Raw genomic sequence first — 14,831 nt, forward strand, 5'->3', positions numbered from 1 at the left:
GGAGAGGGACAGGGTGAGGGGACAGGTTTGTCCGGAGAGGGCGTATCCCTCACCCCAACCCTCTCCCGCCCGGGAGAGGGGGTACGTCATCGCCAACACAAGGCGCGGTGAGAGCCTTCCTGCCCGCAGAGGGGAATGGGTCGACGCGATCCTGGGAGGCTGCCCGTGACCACGACCGCCCGCACGCTCCTCCAGGTCAACGACCTCAAGAAGCACTTCGCCCTCGGCGGCGGCCTGTTCGGCCGGTCCGCCCGGGTGCTGAAGGCGGTGGACGGCCTGTCCTTCACGGTGGACCGGGGCGAGACCCTCTCGCTGGTCGGCGAATCCGGTTGCGGCAAGTCCACGGTCGCCAAGGCGCTGATGCGCCTCTACACCCCGACGGCCGGGCAGGTGGTGCTGGCGGGCCGGCGCATCGACGACCTCTCGGCCGGCACCCTGCGGCCGCTGCGCCGCCGGATGCAGATGGTGTTCCAGGACCCGTTCTCCTCGCTCAACCCGCGGATGCGGGTGCGGGCGATCCTGGCCGAGCCGATCCGCAATTTCGGCCTGGCCCAGGGCTCGGCCGACCTCGAGGCGAAGCTCGCCGCCCTGATGGAGCGGGTCGGCCTGCCGCGGGAGGCCCTGGGGCGCTGGCCCCACGAATTCTCCGGCGGCCAGCGCCAGCGCATCGGCATCGCCCGGGCGCTCGCCGCCGAGCCGGACCTGATCATCTGCGACGAGGCGGTCTCGGCGCTCGACGTCTCGGTGAAGGCCCAGATCGTCAACCTGCTGCGCGACCTGCAGCGCGAGCTCGACCTCGCCATGCTGTTCATCTCGCACGACCTCGCCATCGTCGAGCACATGACCCACCGGGTGGCCGTGATGTATCTCGGCAAGATCGTCGAGATCGGCCCGCGCCGGGAGCTGTTCCTGGCCCCGAAGCACCCTTACACGCAGGCGCTCCTCTCGGCGGTGCCGATCCCGGAGCCCGGGGCCGGGCGCACCCGCATCGTGCTCAAGGGCGACGTGCCGAGCCCGATCAACCCGCCCAGCGGCTGCCGCTTCCACACCCGCTGCCCGCAGGCCTTCGACCGCTGCCGGGTCGAGGAGCCGACCCTGGATCCCGTGGGCGCCGGCCACCTCGCCGCCTGCCACCTCAACGACGCGGCCGTGCCGGCCCAGGCGGCCTGACGGATCGGATCCCTGCAGACGGCTTTTGGAGACAACCGTGCATCACGACCTCATCCTGAAGGGCGCGCGGGTGATCGACCCGTCGCAGAACCATGACGGCGTCTGCGACGTCGCCTTCGCGGAGGGTCGCGTCTCGGGCTTCGGCCGCGACCTGCCGGCCGGACCCGCCACGCAGGTCCGCGACATGGCGGGCGCCATCGTCACCCCGGGGCTGATCGACCTGCACACCCATGTCTACTGGGGCGGCACCTCGATCGGGATCGATGCGGACGAATTCTGCCGCACCTCCGGGGTGACCACCTCGGTCGATACCGGCAGCGCCGGGCCGGGCAATTTCGCCGGCTTCCGCAAGCATGTGATCGACCGCTCGGAGGCGCGCATCCTCGCCTACCTTCACGTGTCGTTCGCCGGCATCTTCGCCTTCTCCAAGACGATCATGGTCGGCGAGAGCAGGGACCCGCAGCTCATGGCGCCCCGCGAGGCGGTGGAGGTGGCCGAGGCCAACCGCGACGTGATCGTCGGCATCAAGGTCCGGGTCGGGCGCAACTCCTCCGGGGACCAGGGCACCGCGCCGCTCAACATCGCCCTCCAGGTCGCGGAAGAGACCGGCCTGCCGCTGATGGCCCATATCGACGAGCCGCCGCCGAGCTACGAGGAGGTGCTGGCCACGCTGCGCCCCGGCGACGTGCTGACCCACGCCTTCCGGCCGTTCCCGAATTCCCCCGTGACCGCGCAGGGCGCGGTCAAGCCGGCGCTCCGCGACGCCCGGGCCCGGGGCGTGCTGTTCGATATCGGCCACGGCAAGGGCTCGTTCGCGTTCAAGACCGCCCGGGCCATGCTGGCCGGCGGCTTCCTGCCGGACACGATCTCGTCCGACGTGCACCAGCTCTGCATCGACGGCCCGGCCTTCGACCAGGTCACCACCATGTCGAAGATGCTCTGTCTCGGCATGAGCCTGCACGAGGTCATCGCCGCCTCCACGGTCAACGCCGCCGTGGCGCTCAAGCGGATGGAATACGGCACCCTGAAGGTCGGCGCGCTCGGCGACGCCACCGTGCTGTCGGTCCGGGACGGCGCGTTCGACTACGTGGACACAAGGGGCGAGCACATGACCGGCGCCCAGCGGATCTTTTCCGAGGGCGTGGTGCTGCGGGGCCGGTGGTGGCACCCGGTTTGAGATAGGGAGGCACGCTCGCCATGACGGTGCGGGACCATCGAACGGGCGCTTCGGCCGGGAGATGTACGAGAGACGCCCCTTCGGCTGCCCGCCGGGAACGGCTCTGTTGGATATTCCCGACCCTGAGCGGCAGACCGGGATAGACGAAACAATCGGGCTGATCCGGACAGCAATCCTGGTTTATCAAGAATACGCCGCTTTACAGCCTCTCCTCGCCGACCCTACACTTTCCCGTGAGGCCCGGACCATCTCCGGGCCATCAGCGACACGCGGCTCAAGCTGCGGCGCCAGGGAGGATGGATGGGTACGGGTCAGCCTCTGCTGGAGGTCGACGGCGTCACGCTCCGCTACAAGACGCCCGAGCACCTCGTCACGGCCACCTACCGGGTGAGCTTCAAGGTCTGGCCCGGAGACCGGTTCGTCCTGCTCGGGCCGTCCGGCTGCGGAAAGTCGACCCTGCTCAAGGCGGTCGGCGGCTACATGGCCCCCACCGAGGGGGAGATCCGGCTGAAAGGCCGCCCGGTGACCGAGCCCGGGCCCGACCGGATGATGGTGTTCCAGGAATTCGACCAGCTCCTGCCGTGGAAGACGGTCCGGCAGAACGTGGTCTTCGCCCTCGAAGCCTCGGGCCGGCTGAAAGGCCGCCAGGCGCTGGAGCGGGCCAACCTCTACATCGACAAGGTCAACCTGACGAAATTCGCCGACAGCTACCCGCACACCCTGTCGGGCGGGATGAAGCAGCGCGTCGCCATCGCCCGCGGCATGGCGATGGAGCCCGATATCCTGCTGATGGACGAGCCGTTCGCGGCGCTCGACGCGCTCACCCGGCGGCGCATGCAGGACGAGCTGCTGATGCTCTGGGAAGAGACACGCTTCACGGTCCTGTTCGTGACGCACTCGATCCCCGAGGCGATCAAGGTCGGCTCCCGCATCCTCCTGCTCTCGCCCCATCCCGGTGAGGTCAAGGCCGAGCTCAACAGCGCCGCCACCCCGGAGGCGGCGCTGCGGCTCGAGAACCGCATCCAGCAGATGCTGTTCTCCGAGGAGATCCAGGAGGCCGAGAATGTCTAGCGCCCCCCTTCTGAGCGAGGCTCCGACCGCCGTGCCGCCGCGGCCGGCCGCCGCCGCGGAGCCGGTCCGCCCCGAGATCGTGCGGGAGACCGGCCACGCCCACGGCGCCCCGGTGGTGGAGAAGCCGCTCTCGGCTTTCGAGCGGCTCTACAACCAGGCCTGGCTGCGCAAGATCCTGATCCTGGTCCTGCTGGCGGGGATCTGGGAGGCCTACGGGCGCTACCTCGACAACGACCTGCTGTTCCCGACCTTCTCGGCGACCATGGAGGCGTTCTTCCGGGCGGTCGCCGACGGCACGTTGCCGGCCCGGGCCTGGAGCTCGCTGAAGGTGCTGCTGATGGGCTACGCCGCCGGCATCGTGCTGGCGACCCTGCTCACCGGCATCGCCATCGCGTCGCGGATCGGGACCGATTTCCTCGAGACCCTGACCTCGATGTTCAACCCCCTGCCGGCCATCGCGCTGCTGCCGCTGGCGCTGATCTGGTTCGGTCTGGGCAATGGCAGCCTGATCTTCGTCCTGGTCCACTCGGTGACCTGGGCGATCGCGCTCAACACCCATTCCGGCTTCCTGTCGGTGAGCCGGACGCTCCGGATGGTCGGGCGCAATTACGGGCTGTCGGGACCGCGGCTGATCGGCAAGATTCTGATCCCGGCGGCCTTCCCGTCGATCCTCACCGGATTGAAGGTCGGCTGGGCCTTCGCCTGGCGCACCCTGATCGCGGCCGAGCTCGTGTTCGGCGTCTCGTCCGGGGCGGGCGGGCTCGGCTGGTTCATCTTCGAGAACAAGAACATGCTCGACATCCCGAACGTGTTCGCCGGGCTGCTCACCGTGATCCTGATCGGTCTCGTGGTGGAGAACCTGATCTTCCAGACGATCGAGCGGCGGACCATCCAGCGTTGGGGTATGCAGGCCTGACCGAAGTCCGGCATGGCGTCGGGTGATGTCGCGCAGCCATCCGGAGTCCTGACCATGCCGATCCTGTCCCTCGCGGAGGCGCACGCCCTCGCGGCCGGCGCCTTCCGCCGCTGTGGCGCCTCGGCGGCTGCGGCCGACAGCACCGCCCGGGCCCTGGTGGCCGCCGAGGCGGACGGCCTGAAGGGGCACGGCCTGTCGCGGGTGCCGAGCTACGCCGCGCAGCTGCGGACCGGCAAGGTCGTGGGCGATGCCGCGGTCAGCGTCACCCACCCGCGGCCGGGGCTCCTGGCGATCGATGCCGGACACGGCTTCGCCTATCCGGCCCTCGACGCGGCGCTGGCCGAGCTGCCCGAACTGGCACGCCGGCAGGGGATCGCGGCGGCCGGGATCCGGCGCTCGCATCATTGCGGCGCCGCCGGCCGGCCGGTCGAGGCCCTGGCCGAGGCCGGATGTCTCGCGATCCTGTTCGCCAACACGCCGGCCGCTATGGCGCCCTGGGGCGGCAACCGCGCGGTGTTCGGCACCAACCCGCTGGCCTTCGCCTGCCCGTTGCCCGGTCGCGCGCCGATCGTGATCGACCTGGCTCTGTCGAAGGTCGCCCGGGCCGCCATCGTGGGCGCCAAGCAGCGCGGGGAGGCGATCCCGGAGGGCTGGGCGCTCGATGCCGAGGGCCGTCCGACCACCGATCCCGCCGCCGCCCTCGACGGCACGATGGTATCGCTCGGCGACGCCAAGGGCGCGGCCCTCGCCCTGATGGTGGAGCTGCTCGCTGCCGGACTCACCGGGGGGCGCTTCGCAGCGGAGGCCAGCTCGTTCCTCGACGCGGCGGGCGACCCGCCCGGAACCGGGCAACTGATCCTGGCGATCGACGCCACGGCTTTGAGCTCCGACGCGCCGGAGCGCTTCGCCGTCCTGGCCGGAGCGATCGAGGATCAGGACGGCGCCCGGCTGCCGGGAAGCCGGCGCCTCGATCTGCGCAGCCGCGCCGCGCGCGACGGCTTGACGGTCCCCGACGCCCTCGCGGCCGAGATCGCGGCGCTGGGCTGAAAGCGGCGCAATGTTTCCCGTGAAACACGAATGCCTCGGGAGAGGCCGGTTCGGCCGGACGAAATTCTGATACACCCCCACGGTAGGGCCGCCCCGGGATTGTCGGATCGAGGAGCGTCCGCGCGCAGATCGTTCGGTTTCCCAGGGTGGTGGAAGAAGGACGCGACGATGGCTGATCTCGACAGGCGCCGGGTTCTGCAGGGCGGTCTCGGCGCGCTCGCGGCCGTCGCGGCACCGGCGCGGGCCCGGGCCGAGGAGGTCACGCTTCCCTTCGGCAACGGCATACGGCCGCTGGTCACCTATCCGGGCAAGCGCCCGCTTCTCCAGAATACGGCCCGGCCGCCCCAGCTCGAGACGCCGTTCGCGGTGTTCGATGAGGGGGCGATCACCCCCAACGACGCGTTCTTCGTGCGCTACCACCTGGCCGACATCCCGCTGGAGATCGATCCGGAGTCGTTCCGGCTCGGGGTGACGGGCCATGTCGAGCACCCGGTCTCCCTGTCGCTGGCCGAGATCAAGGCCCTGCCCGGGCGGACCGAGATCGTGGCCGTGAACCAGTGCTCGGGCAATTCCCGCGGCTTCTTCGAGCCGCGCATGGCCGGCGGCCAGCTGGGCAACGGTGCCATGGGCTGCGCCCGCTGGACCGGCGTGCCGCTGAAGAGCGTGCTCGACCGGGCCGGCGTGAAGGCCGGCGCCGTGCAGGTGACGTTCGACGGGATGGACGGCCCGGTCCTGCCCGAGACCCCGGATTTCGTGAAGGCGCTCGGCCTCGACCATGCCCGCGACGGGCAGGTGATGCTGGCCTGGGCCATGAACGGCGAAGACCTCCCCTGGCTCAACGGTTTTCCGCTGCGCCTCGTGGTGCCGGGCTTCTACGGCACCTACTGGGTCAAGCACCTGAACGCGATCACGGTCCGCGACACGCCCTTCGACGGCTTCTTCATGAAGAGCGCCTACCGCATCCCGGACAATGCGTGCGCCTGCACGGAGCCCGGCCAGGCGGCCGCCGCCACGGTGCCGATCGGGCGCCTCAATGTGCGGTCGTTCCTGACCAACCTCGTCGACGGCGCGGACATCCGGGCCGGCAAGGCGCATCTGCGCGGGATCGCGTTCGACGGCGGCTCCGGCATCAAGGCCGTCGCGGTCTCCACCGACGATGGCCGGAACTGGATGCCGGCGGCCCTGGGGCAGGATCTCGGCCCCTACGCGTTCCGTCCCTGGTCGCTCGATCTCGATCTGAATCCGGGGCCGCGCGCGATCCGGGTCCGGGCCACCGCCAACGACGGCAGCACGCAGCCGATGGAGTCGCGCTGGAACCCATCCGGCTACATGCGCAACGGGGTCGAGACCACCCGGGTCCGGGTGGCGTGAAGGGGAACGGGATGCGCGCGCTTCTTGTCGGATCGCTGGCCGCCGGCCTGATCGCGGGCACCGCCCTGTCGGCACCGCGAAGCTACTCCGTGCCGGATCCGACCGCGGAGCTGAAGGCGCCCCGGGACGGGGAGGGGGGCAGCCAGGGCCGGGGCTTCGCGGCGGCGCAGGCCAATTGCCAGACCTGCCACTCGGTCGATTACATCGCCACGCAGCCGCCGGGCCGCGGCAAGGCGTTCTGGGATGCGGAGGTGACCAAGATGATCAGGGTCTACCACGCCCCGATCGACGAGGCGGATGGCCGCGCGATCGCGGCCTACCTGGCCGATACGTATTGAGTGACGACCGCGCCTCAGCGCAGGGCGACGACCTGCGCGGCGTAGGAGGCGACGCTTTCCACCGCCGGCATGTCGTAGGCGTAGACGCGCCCGGCCAGGATCGCCAGCGCGAGCGTCCAGAACACGGCGCCGCCGACCCGACGGGCGGTCCGGTCGCCGGACGCGGTCGGGCAAGCGTTCGCCACGCCTTCGGCGACGGGCTCGCCAAAGGGGTCGAACGCCATCGTCGTCGACCGGGTGTTCGGGGTGGTGCGCATGAGAGTGAATGTCGCGCTCGGACCCTCGCACCGCAATGGACGCGTCTTCCGAAGTTTTCTCGCGTCGTAGAGTGTCCTTCTCTCTTGCGCGTTCGCGGCAAACGTTTTCTTCCCTTTGCTTGAGTGTCGACCACGGAGCGACCGGCGTGAGCTCAAAAACCTCGTCCCGGACGGGCGAAACCGGCGCGGCCGTGCGGGACGGAACCGGTGCCTCCGTGCTGCCGGGCCTCGGCCTGTGCGCGGCGATCACCGCCGTCGCCATGGCCGCGCAGGCGCTCGAGGAGCGCATCGCTGGCCACCCCTATGTCGAGGCGCTGGTGCTGGCGATCCTGATCGGCATCGCCGTGCGCACCGCCTGGACCCCGGATGCCCGGTTCCGCACCGGCATCGCGTTCTCGGCCAAGCAACTCCTCGAGGTCGCGGTCGTCCTGCTCGGCGCCTCCCTCAGTCTCGGGGCGATCCTGGCCTCCGGACCGGCCCTGCTCGCCGGCATCGTCGGCACCGTGGTGATCGGCATCGGCGCCAGCGTCGCGATCTGCCGGGCCCTCGGCCTGCCGCCCCGGATGGCGATCCTGGTGGCCTGCGGCAACGCGATCTGCGGCAACTCGGCCATCGCCGCGGTGGCGCCGGTGATCGGGGCCCAGCCCAAGGACATCGCGGCGGCCATCGCGTTCACGGCGGTGCTCGGCGTGCTGATGGTGCTCGGGCTGCCCTTGTTCGTGCCGCTCGCCGGCTTGAGCGATCACCAGTACGGCGTGCTGGCCGGGCTCACCGTCTACGCGGTGCCGCAGGTCCTGGCCGCGACCGTGCCGGTGAGCCTGCTCGCCACGCAGGTCGGCACCCTGGTCAAGCTCGTGCGCGTGCTGATGCTCGGGCCGGTGGTGGTGGCGTTCTCGCTGATCGCCCCGCGCCTGCCCCAGGAGGCCGGGCTCGAAGCGACCGGCCCGAAGCCCCGTCCCGGCCTGACCAAGCTGGTGCCCTGGTTCATCCTGGGCTTCCTGGCGCTCGCCACCGCCCGCTCCCTCGGGCTGATCCCGGATGCGGCGGTCAAGCCGCTGACGCAGCTCGCGGGCGTGCTCACGGTCCTGTCCATGGCGGCCCTGGGTCTCGGGGTCGACGTGCGCGTGCTCGCCCGCGTCGGGGGCCGGGTCACCCTGGCGGTGACCGCCTCGCTGGCCGTCCTGGTCGCGGTCAGCCTCGGTCTCATCCGCGGACTCGGGATCGGTTGAGACCGTGGACAGAAGCATACTGCGTTCTGAGTTTCGTATTTCGGATTTTCTGCAGATCTGATCGGGACAGGCCCAGCAAATCGCGGGGCGGACGCAGTGAAAACACTCTGTCGGAAACGTGTTTTCCTTAGAGGCTGCATTAAAATGCTGCCGCGAATCGGGATCGGCTGAACAAAGCATCTTGACACTGCGACGGTTTTTGCTTTGGAACCGTGGTGTCACGAACGAAATCTTAGACTGGAACTTGCGCAGTGCCCGAAGCGATCCCCGAGAGCAGCGCCGAACTGGCCGTCTTGGTCGGCGACATCGTCGCCGCCTATGTCTCGAACAATCCCGTCCCGCCGACCGCGCTGCCCGAGCTGATCGCCAGCGTTCACGGCGCCCTGGTCAATCTCGACGGCAAGCCGCCCGTGGAGGTCGAGCCCGTGATCGAGCCGCCGACCGCGGCCCAGATCCGCAAGTCGGTCCAGCAGGACGGCATCATCAGCTTCATCGACGGCCGGTCGTACAAGACGCTGAAGCGCCACCTGACGGCCCACGGCCTGACGCCCGAGCGCTACCGCGAGCGCTACGGCCTGCCGGCGGATTATCCGATGACCGCGCCGGGCTATGCCGCGCAGCGCTCCGCCCTCGCCAAGGCGATCGGCCTCGGCGTTCCGGGTGCCCGCGCCGATCAGCGCAGGACGGGCACCAAAGGCTGACCGGCGCCTCCGCCGATCAGCGGTTTCCTCCGGTCGCCGGTTACCGCTGGCGGAACGGCAGGATGCGCGCGATCATCCCGGGCAACCGCGCCCGGGGCGGACGTCCGAAGGTCTGGGCCCAGCTCAGGTAGATGATCCGAGCGCCGACGATCTCGGCGACAGCCTCCGGCTTGCCCGCGCGGCGGTTGCCGGTGTTGGCCCTGCGGCCCGCCCGGTGCGCCGATCCTTGGCGCCGGGACGGCTGCCCGTCCGGCAGGGACCGCCTGCGCGAGGGCTGAGGATCATCGGGCTTGGCTGAGAACGACACGTCAAGAGTCCCCGTCCGCGTTCGAGGTTCGAGCGGGGACGGACGTTGCGGTCGGCCGTAGATCCGCCGGGGCGCTCTGCCCTCGACAATGCCGGCATTTTACCGGATGGCCCGAAGCGGGACAGTCCGAGTCCGTCCAAAAAACTTGTCTGTGTGTCCAATGGCGGCCCGCGGCGTCTCAGAGAGGGGCCAGGACGTCTCAGCCGCCCGCTACGACGCGCGGGCGCCCGGCACGGCCGCCAGCAGGCTGCGCGTGTAGGCGTGCTCCGGCGCGGCGAACAGGTCGGCGGTGGTGCGCATCTCCACGATGGCGCCGCGATGCATCACGGCGATGCGGTCGCAGATCGTGGCCGCCACCCGCAGGTCGTGGGTGATGAACAGCATCGCCAGCGAGAGCCGCTGCTTCAAATCCTCCAGCAGGTCCAGCACCTGGCGCTGGACCGAGACGTCGAGGGCGGAGACCGCCTCGTCGGCCACCAGCACGTCCGGCTCCATGGCGAGCGCCCGGGCGATGCCGATGCGCTGGCGCTGGCCGCCCGAGAACGCGTTCGGGTAGCGGGCGGCCGCCTTGGGATCGAGCCCGACCAGATCGAGGAGGCTCCGGGCGCGCTCCCGCGCCTCCGCGACCGGCACCCCATGGGCGATCGGGCCGGCGATGATGATCTGCTCGACGGTACGCCGGGGGTTCAGGGACGCGAACGGGTCCTGGAAGATCATCTGGATGCGGCTGCGCTGGGCGCGCAGGTCCGCGGTCCTGAGGGCCGTGTAGTCGAGGCTGCCGAGCCGGACGGTGCCGCCATCGGGCTCGATCAGCCGGATCGCCAGCCGCGCCGTGGTCGACTTGCCGGAGCCCGATTCGCCCACGAGCCCGAGGGTCTCGCCGCGCCGCACGTCGAAGCCGACCTCCTTCACGGCCGCCACAACCCGGGGCTTGCCGAACAGGCCCGCCTTGGTGGTGTAGGTCTTGGACAGCCCGACCACCGACAGGGCCACGGGGGCCGCCTGCACGCTGGGCCGGACCGGCGGGGTCAGGCTCGGCACCGCGGCGAGGAGCGCCCGGGTGTAGGGCGCCTGCGGATCGCGCAAGACCGCCTCGGCGCTGCCCGATTCCACCAGCCGGCCGCGCTGGAGCACCGCCACATGGTCGGCGATCTCGGCGACCACGCCGAAATCGTGGGTGATGAACAGGACGCTCATCCCGCGCTTGCGCTGCAGGTCGCGGATCAGCTTCAGGATCTGGGCCTGGGTGGTGACGTCGAGGGCGGTGGTCGGCTCGTCGGCGACAAGCACCGACGGCTCCAGGGCCAGCGCCATGGCGATCATCGCCCGCTGCCGCTGGCCGCCGGAGAGCTGGTGCGGATAGGCCCGCACCGCCTCCTCGGGATTGGGCAGCCCGACCTCGGTGGCGAGCGCCACCGCCCGGGCCCGCCGCTCGGCCCGGGTGAGCAGGTTATGCGCCTCGAACATCTCGGCGATCTGGTCGCCCACGCGCATCACCGGATTGAGCGCGGTCATGGGCTCCTGGAACACCATGGCGATGCGCCGGCCGCGCAAGGCGCGCCAGGCCGGCTCGTCCAGCGTCAGCAGGTTCCGTCCCTCGAACAGGATCGAGCCGGATTCGGGTTTCAGCGCCCGGGGCAGGAGGCCGGTCAGCGCGTAGGCGCTCATCGACTTGCCCGAGCCCGATTCCCCGACCACGCAGAGGATCTTGCCGGGCTCGAGGTCGAGGTTCAGGCCCTCGACGGCGTAGGGACGGTCGGCGCCCTTGGGGAGCGCGATCGTCAGGTCACGGATGCGGACGACCGGCTCGCTCATGGGTCAGGCCCTCGCTTGACGGCGACGCAGGATGTCCGGACCGGCCTCGCCGAGATCCCAGAACAGCCCGGCCATGATCGCCAGACCCTCGCGGGTGCTGGAGGCGAGCATGTGCTCGTCCGGCCCGTGCTGGCGGCAGGCCGGGTAGGAATGCGGGACCCACAGGGTCGGCAGGCCCAGGATCTCCGAGAAGGCGTCGTTCGGCAGCGAGCCGCCGAGATTGGGCAGCAGGGCCGGCTTCTTGCCCGCGCTCGCCGTCATCGATTCGAGCGCCCAGTCGACCCACGGGTCCTCCACGGGCAGCCGCGTCGCGTGGAACACCTCCGAGGCCCGGGCCGGCTTGACCTCGATCATCGGGAAGCCGTTGGCGTCGAGATGGGCGCGGATATTCGCGATCAGGTTCTCCCAGTCGGTGCCGACGACGAAGCGCAGCTGCAGGGTCGCCTTGGCGTGGGGCGGCACGGCGTTGAGCGGCCCGTCGGGATCGCCGGTCTTGAAGGCCAGGACCTCCAGGGTGTTCCAGGCGAAGACCCGCTCGGCCGGGGTCAGCCCGGGCTCGCCCCAATCGGCATCGATCGCCGGCGCGGTCGGATCCTCGCCGACCCGGATGTCGCGGAGCGCGGCGCGCACGCCCTCGGGGATCGGCGGCGGCCGCAGGGCGTCGACCCGGATGCTGCCGCGGGCATCGACCATGGACGCGATCGCCGAGGCCAGGACGGTGCCGGGATTGCGCAGCAGGCCGCCCCAATTGCCGGAATGGTGCGGGCCCTCGCGCAGGTTGAGGCTCAGCTCGAAATTGTAGGCGCCCCGGGAGCCCAGGAACAGGGTCGGGCGCTCGGCGCTGAGCCGCGGCCCGTCCGAGGCGATCAGCACGTCGGAGCGCAGGGCTTCGGCCTGTGCCCGGCAGAACGGGCGCAGGCCCGGCGAGCCGGATTCCTCGCCCATCTCGATCAGCAGCTTCACGTTGAAGCCGAGGCGGCCGTCGCGTGCCGCGATCACCTGCTCAAGGGCGGCGAGGTTGATGATGTGCTGGCCCTTGTTGTCGGCGGTGCCGCGCCCGTACCAGCGGTCGCCCTCGACCACGATCTCCCACGGGCCGAGCCCCTCGCGCCACTGCTCGGGATAGCCCCGCACCGTGTCGCCGTGGCCGTAGATCAGCACGGTCGGCAGATCCGGCCCCTCGTGCCGCTCGGCGATCAGGAACGGGCCGTGCACCCCGTCCGGATTGTCGAATTTCTTCGGAACGGCGAAGCCGAGGCGCGTCACCAACGGGGTGATGTAGCTGTCGAGATAGGCGTGCAGGGCCGCTTCCTGGCCGGGCGCCTGGCTCTCCGTCGGGTAGGCGACCGCCTCCCGCAGGAGCGCGAGGAACGCGCCCGAATCGAAGGTCTCGGTGGCGCGCGCGATGGCGGCGTCTCGCGTCATGGTGTGTTTCCCGTGAAACATTGGGGGGCTTCGCCGGACTCGATCCGCGTCAGTTGCGCCCCTCGGGCGCCGTGATGTCGCGCAGGCCGTCCCCCAGGAGATTGATCGCCAGCACGAGGAGGAGGAGCGCCACGCCCGGGATGGTGATGACCCAGGGCTGGAAGAACATGTACTGCTTGCCCTCGGCGATCATCAGGCCCCAGGAGGGCAGCGGCGGCTGCACCCCGAGCCCCAGGAACGAGAGGGCCGCCTCCAGCAGGATCGCGTGCGCCATCTCCAGCGTCGCCACGACGATCAGCGCGTTGAGGATGTTGGGCAGGATTTCCTGGCGGATGATGCGCAGGTCGGTCAGGCCGGCGGCCCGCGCCGCCGAGACGAAATCCTGGTTGCGGATCTGCTGGGTGGCGGCCCGGGTCACCACGGCGAAGCGGTCCCAGAGCAGGAAGCCCAGCACCAGCACCACGACCTTCAGCGAGCCGCCGACCAGCGACGCCATGGCGAGCGCCACCAGCACCACCGGCATCGCCAGCCGGGTGGTCACGATGTAGCTCACGACCGAATCGACCCAGCCGCCGAAATAGCCGGCGCAGAGGCCGAGCACCGTGCCGATCACCCCGGAGATCAGCGCCGCCGAGATCCCAATCAGCAGGGAGATCTGGCCGCCATAGAGCAGGCGGCTCAGGTAGTCGCGTCCGAGCTTGTCGGTGCCGAGCACGTGGTCCCAGGTGCCCTTGGCCTGCCAGACCGGCGGGATCAGGCGGCGCGAGACGTCCTGCGCGTAGGGGTCGTGCGGGGCGATCAGCGGGGCGGCGAGCGCGGCCAGCACGATCAGCCCGAGGATGCCGGCGCCGATCAGGAAGCCGCCGTGGCGCAGGCCGCGCCGGAGGACCAGACCGGTCGGCGAGCGCACCGGCGCCAGGGCGGTCGGGACCTCGATCTCCGGCGGGAGGGCGGGGGCGGCGAGCGCCGCCGTGTCGGTGGGCAGGCTCATGGGGCGAGCATCCTCACGATTGGCGCAGGCGCGGATCGAGGAAGGCGTTCAGCAGGTCGGCCGCGAGCGTCAGGGCGATGTAGATCATCGCCAGAACCAGCACGATCGCCTGGACCACCGGGAAGTCGTTGCGGGCGATGGACTCCCAGGCGAGCTGGCCGAGCCCCTGCAGCGAGAACACCGCCTCGATCACGATCGAGCCGCCGAGCATGAAGCCGAACTGCACCGCCGCCAGGGCGATCACCGGGATCACGGCGTTGCGCAGGGCATGCCGGACCAGGACCGTGCGGGGCGGCAGCCCCTTGGCCCGGGCGGTGCGGACGTAGTCGGAGGCCAGGACCTCGAGCATGCCGTTGCGGGTGAGCCGCATCACCGCCGGCATGGCGTAGTAGCCGAGCGCCACCGCGGGCAGGACGAAGTTCTTCCAGCTCGCATTGCCGGAGACCGGCAGCCACCGGAGGTTGACGGAGAAGACCAGGATCAGCGTCAGCCCGAACCAGAAGCTCGGCATCGCCTGGCCGAGCACCGAGATCGACAGGGCGAGCCGGTCGATCCAGGTATCGCGCTTGACCGCGGCGATCACCCCGAGCGGCACCGCCACGAACAGGGCTACGCTGAGCGCGATGATCCCGAGATAGAGCGTGATCGGCAGGCGGGCGGCGAGCAGGTCGATCACCCGCTCCCGGAAGTAGAAGGAATTGCCGAAATCGAGGTGCAGCGCCCGCCAGGCCCAGGCGAGGAACTGGGACAGCAGGGGCTGGTCCAGGCCGTAATCCTTGCGGATCTGCACGATCTGGGGGCCGGTGGCCTCGGGCCCGGCGATCGCCGTGGCGAGGTCGCCCGAGAGGTGGAGGAGCATGAAGCTCGCCACCGAGACCGTGAAGGCCACCGCCAGGGCGACCAGGATGCGCCGGAGCGTGAAAGCCAGCATGGATCAGGCTCCCTTTCGGCGAAGCGGACCGGATTGGCTTCCGCCTTCGGAACCCGGCTGGATCGCGTGTCCCCTCTCCCGTGCG

Annotated in this window: 15 protein-coding genes; 9 read left to right on the forward strand and 6 right to left on the reverse strand. The window is 70.5% G+C overall.

Features of this window, described 5'->3' with window-relative positions; all coding sequences use genetic code 11:
* Positions 1 to 165: 165 nt before the first annotated feature.
* From BMZ47_RS17405 to sorB, 7 genes are all read left to right on the forward strand, one after another.
* A complete protein-coding gene (locus BMZ47_RS17405; protein WP_244536850.1) occupies positions 166 to 1,170 on the forward strand; it encodes an ABC transporter ATP-binding protein in 1,005 nt (334 codons plus the stop codon).
* Between the two features lie 37 nt (positions 1,171 to 1,207).
* A complete protein-coding gene (locus BMZ47_RS17410) occupies positions 1,208 to 2,347 on the forward strand; it encodes an amidohydrolase/deacetylase family metallohydrolase (protein WP_091863615.1) in 1,140 nt (379 codons plus the stop codon).
* Between the two features lie 300 nt (positions 2,348 to 2,647).
* Entirely contained in the window at positions 2,648 to 3,418 is a 771-nt protein-coding gene (locus BMZ47_RS17415) for an ABC transporter ATP-binding protein (RefSeq protein ID WP_007565223.1), read from the forward strand.
* The gene (locus BMZ47_RS17420) at positions 3,411 to 4,334 is read left to right on the forward strand and encodes an ABC transporter permease (protein WP_091863567.1); all 924 of its coding nucleotides are present in this window, start codon (positions 3,411 to 3,413) and stop codon (positions 4,332 to 4,334) included. Before BMZ47_RS17415 ends, BMZ47_RS17420 begins: the two co-directional genes overlap by 8 nt.
* A gap of 54 nt (positions 4,335 to 4,388) precedes the next feature.
* Positions 4,389 to 5,381, forward strand: a complete 993-nt coding sequence (locus tag BMZ47_RS17425) for an Ldh family oxidoreductase (RefSeq protein ID WP_007565220.1) — start codon at positions 4,389 to 4,391, stop codon at positions 5,379 to 5,381.
* Positions 5,382 to 5,549: 168 nt separating this feature from the next.
* Entirely contained in the window at positions 5,550 to 6,752 is a 1,203-nt protein-coding gene (gene sorA, locus BMZ47_RS17430) for a SorA family sulfite dehydrogenase catalytic subunit (protein WP_091863568.1), read from the forward strand.
* Between the two features lie 11 nt (positions 6,753 to 6,763).
* The gene (gene sorB / locus BMZ47_RS17435; protein ID WP_091863569.1) at positions 6,764 to 7,090 is read left to right on the forward strand and encodes a SorB family sulfite dehydrogenase c-type cytochrome subunit; all 327 of its coding nucleotides are present in this window, start codon (positions 6,764 to 6,766) and stop codon (positions 7,088 to 7,090) included.
* Between the two features lie 14 nt (positions 7,091 to 7,104).
* Here the strand turns inward: sorB and BMZ47_RS17440 are convergent, their stop codons facing one another.
* Complete coding sequence (locus BMZ47_RS17440; protein WP_007565213.1) at positions 7,105 to 7,347, reverse strand: hypothetical protein; 243 nt, start codon at positions 7,345 to 7,347, stop codon at positions 7,105 to 7,107.
* Positions 7,348 to 7,493: 146 nt separating this feature from the next.
* On the opposite strand from BMZ47_RS17440, the gene BMZ47_RS17445 reads away from it, so the two are divergent.
* Together BMZ47_RS17445 and BMZ47_RS17450 are read left to right on the forward strand one after the other, a co-directional pair.
* Positions 7,494 to 8,576, forward strand: a complete 1,083-nt coding sequence (locus BMZ47_RS17445; RefSeq protein ID WP_425285072.1) for a YeiH family protein — start codon at positions 7,494 to 7,496, stop codon at positions 8,574 to 8,576.
* A gap of 251 nt (positions 8,577 to 8,827) precedes the next feature.
* A complete protein-coding gene (locus BMZ47_RS17450) occupies positions 8,828 to 9,277 on the forward strand; it encodes a Ros/MucR family transcriptional regulator (RefSeq protein ID WP_007565209.1) in 450 nt (149 codons plus the stop codon).
* A gap of 40 nt (positions 9,278 to 9,317) precedes the next feature.
* On the opposite strand, the gene BMZ47_RS17455 is transcribed toward BMZ47_RS17450, so the two are convergent.
* From BMZ47_RS17455 to BMZ47_RS17475, 5 genes are all read right to left on the reverse strand, one after another.
* On the reverse strand, positions 9,318 to 9,584 hold the full coding sequence (locus tag BMZ47_RS17455; protein WP_091863571.1) for a hypothetical protein: 267 nt from the start codon (positions 9,582 to 9,584) through the stop codon (positions 9,318 to 9,320).
* Between the two features lie 210 nt (positions 9,585 to 9,794).
* Positions 9,795 to 11,399, reverse strand: coding sequence for an ABC transporter ATP-binding protein (locus BMZ47_RS17460; RefSeq protein WP_091863572.1), 1,605 nt, complete (start codon positions 11,397 to 11,399; stop codon positions 9,795 to 9,797).
* Positions 11,400 to 11,402: 3 nt separating this feature from the next.
* Positions 11,403 to 12,824: a M20 family metallopeptidase gene (locus BMZ47_RS17465; RefSeq protein ID WP_091863573.1), complete on the reverse strand. Its 1,422-nt coding sequence runs from the start codon at positions 12,822 to 12,824 to the stop codon at positions 11,403 to 11,405.
* 49 nt (positions 12,825 to 12,873) lie between these two features.
* Positions 12,874 to 13,815: an ABC transporter permease gene (locus tag BMZ47_RS17470; protein WP_007565200.1), complete on the reverse strand. Its 942-nt coding sequence runs from the start codon at positions 13,813 to 13,815 to the stop codon at positions 12,874 to 12,876.
* Positions 13,816 to 13,828: 13 nt separating this feature from the next.
* Complete coding sequence (locus tag BMZ47_RS17475; protein ID WP_091863574.1) at positions 13,829 to 14,746, reverse strand: ABC transporter permease; 918 nt, start codon at positions 14,744 to 14,746, stop codon at positions 13,829 to 13,831.
* Between the last annotated feature and the right edge of the window lie 85 nt (positions 14,747 to 14,831).

The organism is Methylobacterium brachiatum, assembly GCF_900113845.1.
Classification (GTDB): domain Bacteria; phylum Pseudomonadota; class Alphaproteobacteria; order Rhizobiales; family Beijerinckiaceae; genus Methylobacterium; species Methylobacterium brachiatum.